The organism is Mycobacterium sp. E740 (assembly GCF_001672895.1).
Lineage (GTDB): Bacteria > Actinomycetota > Actinomycetes > Mycobacteriales > Mycobacteriaceae > Mycobacterium.
In genome coordinates this window covers 1-5,427 of sequence record NZ_LZKP01000156.1, presented here as the reverse complement: position 1 = coordinate 5,427, position 5,427 = coordinate 1, and the positions used below count along the sequence as shown (strand labels likewise).

The 5,427-nt window shown below is 65.8% G+C and carries 7 protein-coding genes; 2 read left to right on the top strand and 5 right to left on the bottom strand.

What is annotated here, in order from left to right; all coding sequences use genetic code 11:
* The first annotated feature begins 191 nt into the window (after window positions 1-191).
* Window positions 192-854: an SAF domain-containing protein gene (locus A5663_RS14690; RefSeq protein ID WP_068150256.1), complete on the top strand. Its 663-nt coding sequence runs from the start codon at window positions 192-194 to the stop codon at window positions 852-854.
* A 100-nt stretch (window positions 855-954) separates the two neighbouring features.
* Window positions 955-1,419: a large-conductance mechanosensitive channel protein MscL gene (mscL, locus tag A5663_RS14685; protein WP_068150253.1), complete on the top strand. Its 465-nt coding sequence runs from the start codon at window positions 955-957 to the stop codon at window positions 1,417-1,419.
* Between the two features lie 61 nt (window positions 1,420-1,480).
* On the opposite strand, the gene A5663_RS14680 is transcribed toward mscL, so the two are convergent.
* From A5663_RS14680 to A5663_RS14665, 5 genes are all read right to left on the bottom strand, one after another.
* The gene (locus A5663_RS14680) at window positions 1,481-2,125 is read right to left on the bottom strand and encodes an MspA family porin (protein ID WP_068150249.1); all 645 of its coding nucleotides are present in this window, start codon (window positions 2,123-2,125) and stop codon (window positions 1,481-1,483) included.
* Between the two features lie 536 nt (window positions 2,126-2,661).
* On the bottom strand, window positions 2,662-3,306 hold the full coding sequence (locus A5663_RS14675) for an MspA family porin (RefSeq protein ID WP_068150249.1): 645 nt from the start codon (window positions 3,304-3,306) through the stop codon (window positions 2,662-2,664).
* 323 nt (window positions 3,307-3,629) lie between these two features.
* Window positions 3,630-3,788, bottom strand: a complete 159-nt coding sequence (locus A5663_RS23365) for a hypothetical protein (RefSeq protein ID WP_197503409.1) — start codon at window positions 3,786-3,788, stop codon at window positions 3,630-3,632.
* A 56-nt stretch (window positions 3,789-3,844) separates the two neighbouring features.
* Window positions 3,845-4,387, bottom strand: a complete 543-nt coding sequence (locus tag A5663_RS14670) for a molybdenum cofactor biosynthesis protein B (protein WP_197503410.1) — start codon at window positions 4,385-4,387, stop codon at window positions 3,845-3,847.
* A gap of 23 nt (window positions 4,388-4,410) precedes the next feature.
* A partial coding sequence (locus A5663_RS14665; RefSeq protein ID WP_068150244.1) for a S1C family serine protease occupies window positions 4,411-5,427 on the bottom strand: 1,017 nt, incomplete at its 5' end.

The following is a 5,427-nucleotide window of genomic DNA, read 5'->3' as shown; positions in this document are numbered from 1 at the left end:
GACAAGTCGAGTGCCGGCTCCGGCTCGTCGGGTTCGACTGACTCCGCCTCGAGTTCGGGTTCGAGTTCGGGTTCGGGTTCGGGTTCATCGAGCTCCACCACGGCGGCCGCCGCGTCGAACTGACGCGAAGTTATCCACAGGCAAGCGCGTACGTCGCCCGAAGTGGGCGGCCTGCTGCCTAACTTGGCGGCATGGGGCATCCACTCGATCCGTCGCCGATCCATCGGCTCGCCGAGATGCTGCGGCCCGATTGGACACGCGCGCTGCTGGCCCGACGAATAGCCGCGGGCCTACTGGTTCTGCTTGCCGCCGTCGCAGCACTGCGTCCCGACCCCGATGACCAACTCGTGGCTGCCGTCGTCGCGGCGCGAGACCTGAGCCCGGGCCGGGAACTCACCGCCGACGATGTCCGTCTCGAAAACATCAGTGCCACAACTATTCCCGATGGATTACAGTCCGATGTCGATGCGGTTGTCGGCACGACGCTGGCCGGTCCCGCGCGTCGCGGCGAAACCCTCACCGACGTTCGCCTGCTGAGTCCGCGGCTGGCCGAAGCGGCGGTCGGCCCGACGGCGCGCATCGTGCCGTTGTCCCTTCACGAGACCGCGGTGCTCGACTTGATCCGCCCCGGCGACGTGGTCGACGTCCTGGCCGCCGGCCCACAGGCCGCGGCCGAAACCGACGCCCGGCCAAGGGTTGTCGCGACCGACGCCGTCGTCGTCCTGGTCTCCGAGAAGTCTTCCGGCGTTGCCGGAGGGTCTGGCCGGGTGGTCCTCGTCGCGCTGCCCGCTCACGCGGCGAACGACGTGGCGGCCGCGACGCTGATCCAGACGGTGACGCTCACATTGCACTGAGGACGACACCTTCGCTCGGGCATTCCGCTCCCCTGCCATGCCGACGCAACTAGCCTGCGTAACTGTCGACCGCACACAACTGCAGAGAGGATCGAAGAGGATGCTGAAGGGCTTCAAGGAATTTCTCGCCCGGGGAAACATCGTCGACCTGTCGGTCGCGGTGGTGATCGGCACCGCGTTCACCGCCCTGGTCACCAAGTTCACCGACAGCATCATCCAACCGCTGATCAACCGCATCGGCGCGGGAGGCGAATCGGACTACGGCGTCCTGCGCATCGGGATCGGCGGCGGGCAGACCATCGACCTCAACGTGCTGCTGTCGGCGGCGATCAACTTCATCCTCGTCGCCGCGGTGGTGTACTTCCTCGTCGTCATGCCCTACAACCGGTTGCGCAAGAAAGGTGAGGTCGAGCAGGCGCAAGACACGGAGCTGTCGCTGCTGACCGAGATCCGCAACATCCTCGCCGAGACGAACGGCTCGTCGTCGTCGGGCGCGCACAGCGCGGGTCCGGGCACCGGACCGGACCCCGACACCGCGAAGACCACCAGCGCCGACAAATCCTGACGACCGAACGACGACGGCCCCCTGGAAGTCCTGGGGGCCGTCGCGTCTGCCTAGAGAAGTCTCAGTTCATGTTCCAGGGCTCGCCATAAGTGGTCACGCTGTCGCCCGCCTTCGAGATCAACCGCGCGAACGGACGCAACAACACCCCACCGGCCGCACCGGTCACCGTGCCATGCGCATTCGACACCGCCACACCACCACTGGGACCCGCGACGTCCACCGAGAACGTCGCAACCTCCTGAATACCCGGACCGTTCCCGAGATCGGCACTGATCGACACACCCGGAAACAGGTTCGGCGTGGTGATGAACCCCGCACCACCGGCAATAGCACCCGTACCGATCAACGGCGCCTGGTCGAACAACACGTTCGGCGTGGTGTAGCTGAAGTTGATCCCCACACCCAACGACCACGGAAACCCGATCTGATACCCCAACTCCAACGTGCCTTCGAACTCATCAGCACCCGGACCCGCCACGTTGTACTTCGCCCGGCCACTGTGAAACCACTCGCGCGTCAACCGGTTGCGATCCAACGGAAACACCCCGTTGAGAAACGTGTCCCACTGCTGAATCGTCAACGTCCGATCATGGCCGTCAACCAAGCTCAACTCGTTGTCCAACCCGGCATGAGACGTGCCGGTACCCACGAACAACGACGCAATGGCCGCCACCACCACAACGAGCACCCGACTGAATACCCTCATGTTCTCCCTAGCCATGTCGATGCGCGTCCCCTTGTTGGACCCGCAACTGTTGTCAGTCGGTGCCGGCGTTTCCGCCACCACGACGCACGAGCCGCATGCGACGCAAATGAGAGACCACACACACTGCTCTTACGCTTCGCTCACTTGTTGACAGGCAGAACATAACGGGGCGGCAGCGAACCGGCAACGCGAGCGCGTCCCGGATTCGAGTGTCTGCTGTCACAGCAGACGATGTGCTGGAATCGAATCCTCGCGCGATTAACGCTTGTGTCAAAAATATTCGCGCTGCTCCCGAGGTGTCCAGTGTGGCCGAGGTCGTTGTTCTACGTCGTTGGGGAGAAGGGCTCCTGTGTGCTGCCGCGCCGCACCGGGCTATGGCGGTCGCAGTTGGTTGCCGCGCATCGATGCGGCTGTGATCGAGCTCACCAGCAAACGTATTTCTTTGTTCACCAACCGGCAATCTCGCCGCCACGTCCGATGAAACGACGACGGCCCCCGGGAAGTCCTGGGGGCCGTCGCGTCTGCCTAGAGAAGTCTCAGTTCATGTTCCAGGGCTCGCCATAAGTGGTCACGCTGTCGCCCGCCTTCGAGATCAACCGCGCGAACGGACGCAACAACACCCCACCGGCCGCACCGGTCACCGTGCCATGCGCATTCGACACCGCCACACCACCACTGGGACCCGCGACGTCCACCGAGAACGTCGCAACCTCCTGAATACCCGGACCGTTCCCGAGATCGGCACTGATCGACACACCCGGAAACAGGTTCGGCGTGGTGATGAACCCCGCACCACCGGCAATAGCACCCGTACCGATCAACGGCGCCTGGTCGAACAACACGTTCGGCGTGGTGTAGCTGAAGTTGATCCCCACACCCAACGACCACGGAAACCCGATCTGATACCCCAACTCCAACGTGCCTTCGAACTCATCAGCACCCGGACCCGCCACGTTGTACTTCGCCCGGCCACTGTGAAACCACTCGCGCGTCAACCGGTTGCGATCCAACGGAAACACCCCGTTGAGAAACGTGTCCCACTGCTGAATCGTCAACGTCCGATCATGGCCGTCAACCAAGCTCAACTCGTTGTCCAACCCGGCATGAGACGTGCCGGTACCCACGAACAACGACGCAATGGCCGCCACCACCACGACCAGTACCCGACTGAATACCCTCATGTTCGCTCCAGCTATGTCGGCGGTCAGCCCTCGGCTCACCGTGCTCCGTTGTTCAGTTCCTGGCCCTACCGCTAACCGACATGGCCGCTGGTCATCGTTGACACGAGGAACATAGCGGTCGGGCACCAGCCCGGCAACGGATGATCGTCGCAGGTGTGCGCGGCGTTACGGCACCTGTCGGACCGCCCCGAAGGCGGCGCAGCGGTGGCGGGACGCTCGGTTACCTGCGCGTAACACCGACATCGGATCGGGTCCAATCACCACGCGGCCGCGCGCGCCGGCGGGAGACTGAGGCGTGGCTGGCCTAAGTCGGCGGCGGTTCGTCAAAGATGGTGCGGCGGAAGGTTTTCCAGTAACCAGCGGTCACGCTCGGCATCTTCGTGGGGTGAAGCGTTGTCTCGCTCGTCCGTGGAGGCCTGCGGCAGCTCCTCGCCGAAAACGGCGTCGATCGCGTCCCGGCGGGGCTTCGGCCGGTCAGCCATTGTGGCCCTCCGCTGTGACGAAGATCACATTCGACGCCATCGGGCGCTGCTGGTGGTCAGATTTCGAGGCTCGACAACTCGCCGATGATCTGGACCGCCAGCGGTCCGAGCGTCGCCATGCCGTCGCGTACCGCTGCACGCGAACCGGCGAGGTTCACCACGAGCGTGCTGCCCGAGATACCGGCCAGACCGCGCGACACCCCGGCCTCGATGATGCCTGCCGAGAGGCCGGAGGCGCGCAGCGCTTCGGAGATGCCGAGCAGTTCGCGATCGAGGATGTCGCGGGTGGCTTCGGGGGTGACGTCGCGAGGCGTGACACCGGTGCCGCCGACGGACACCACCAGGTCCACCCCGCCGATCACCGCGGTGTTGAGAGCGTTGCGGATCTCGACCTCATCGGACGAGACGACCACGACACCGTCGACGACGATGCCCGCCTCGCCGAGCAACTCGGTGACCAGCGGACCGCTGTGGTCCTCCTCGCCGTGTGCGGTGCGGTCATCGACCACGACGACGAGTGCCCGGCCGACCAACTCCCCTGGCTGTTCCATGACTGCAACCGTATATGTGGCAGCGGACAGCGGCGCGGCCACTCTCAGCGTGGTCGAACCCGGAGGGGTGCTCACTGCTGAGCCTTGCCGAGGGTGACCTGAACCGTCTGCGGCTTACCGCCCGGGTCCAGATAGGACAGCGTGACCTTCTCGCCCGGCGCGCGTGACCGGATGGCCGCGACGAGCGCGTCGGCACTGCCGATCACCCTGTCGTCGACCTTCGTGACGACCACACCGCTGGGCAGGCCCGCCGCCGCGGCGGCCCCACCGTTGGTGACCTCGACGATTCGCGCTCCGTCGATGGACGCGTCGTTGCCCACCTGCACGCCGAGCGAGGCGTGGGCGGCGGTGCCGTTCTTGATCAACTCGTCGGCGATCCGCTTGGCCTGGTCGACCGGGATGGCGAAGCCGAGGCCGATCGAACCGCTCTGCGCCTGCGGGCCCGCGTCGGCGCCCAGCGTCGCGATGGCGGAGTTGATGCCGATGAGCTCACCGTTCATGTTGACCAGCGCACCACCGGAGTTGCCGGGGTTGATCGCCGCGTCGGTCTGGATCGCGTCGAGCACCGTGTTCTGGTTCTTGGCGTCACCGCTCGCGGCGACCGGCCGGTTCATCGCGCTGATGATGCCGGTGGTCACCGTGCCCTCCAGCCCGAGCGGCGAACCGACGGCGACGACGTCCTGGCCGACCCGCAGATCGGCCGAGGAGCCGATGGTGATCGGCGTCAGGTCGGAGACACCCTGCGCCCGCACGACGGCGATGTCACTGCTCGGGTCCGTGCCGACGACGGTGAACGGGCTGGTGCGTCCGTTGGCGAACGTCACCTTGGTCTTTCCGGCAGGCGGGCCCCCGCCGGGGGCGCCCTGCGCTGCCGACACCACGTGGTTGTTGGTCAGGATCAACCCGTCGGAGGACAGGACGACGCCGGACCCCTCTTCGGAAGCGCGGCCCATGTCGGTCTCGAGCTTCACGACGCTGGGCACCACTTTCGCGGCGACCTGTTCGACGGAACCGGCCGGCAGGCTCGCGGCCGGCACACTGGGCGCGGCGCCGGTGATCGACGACATCGCCGACTGGCCGTCCGGCCG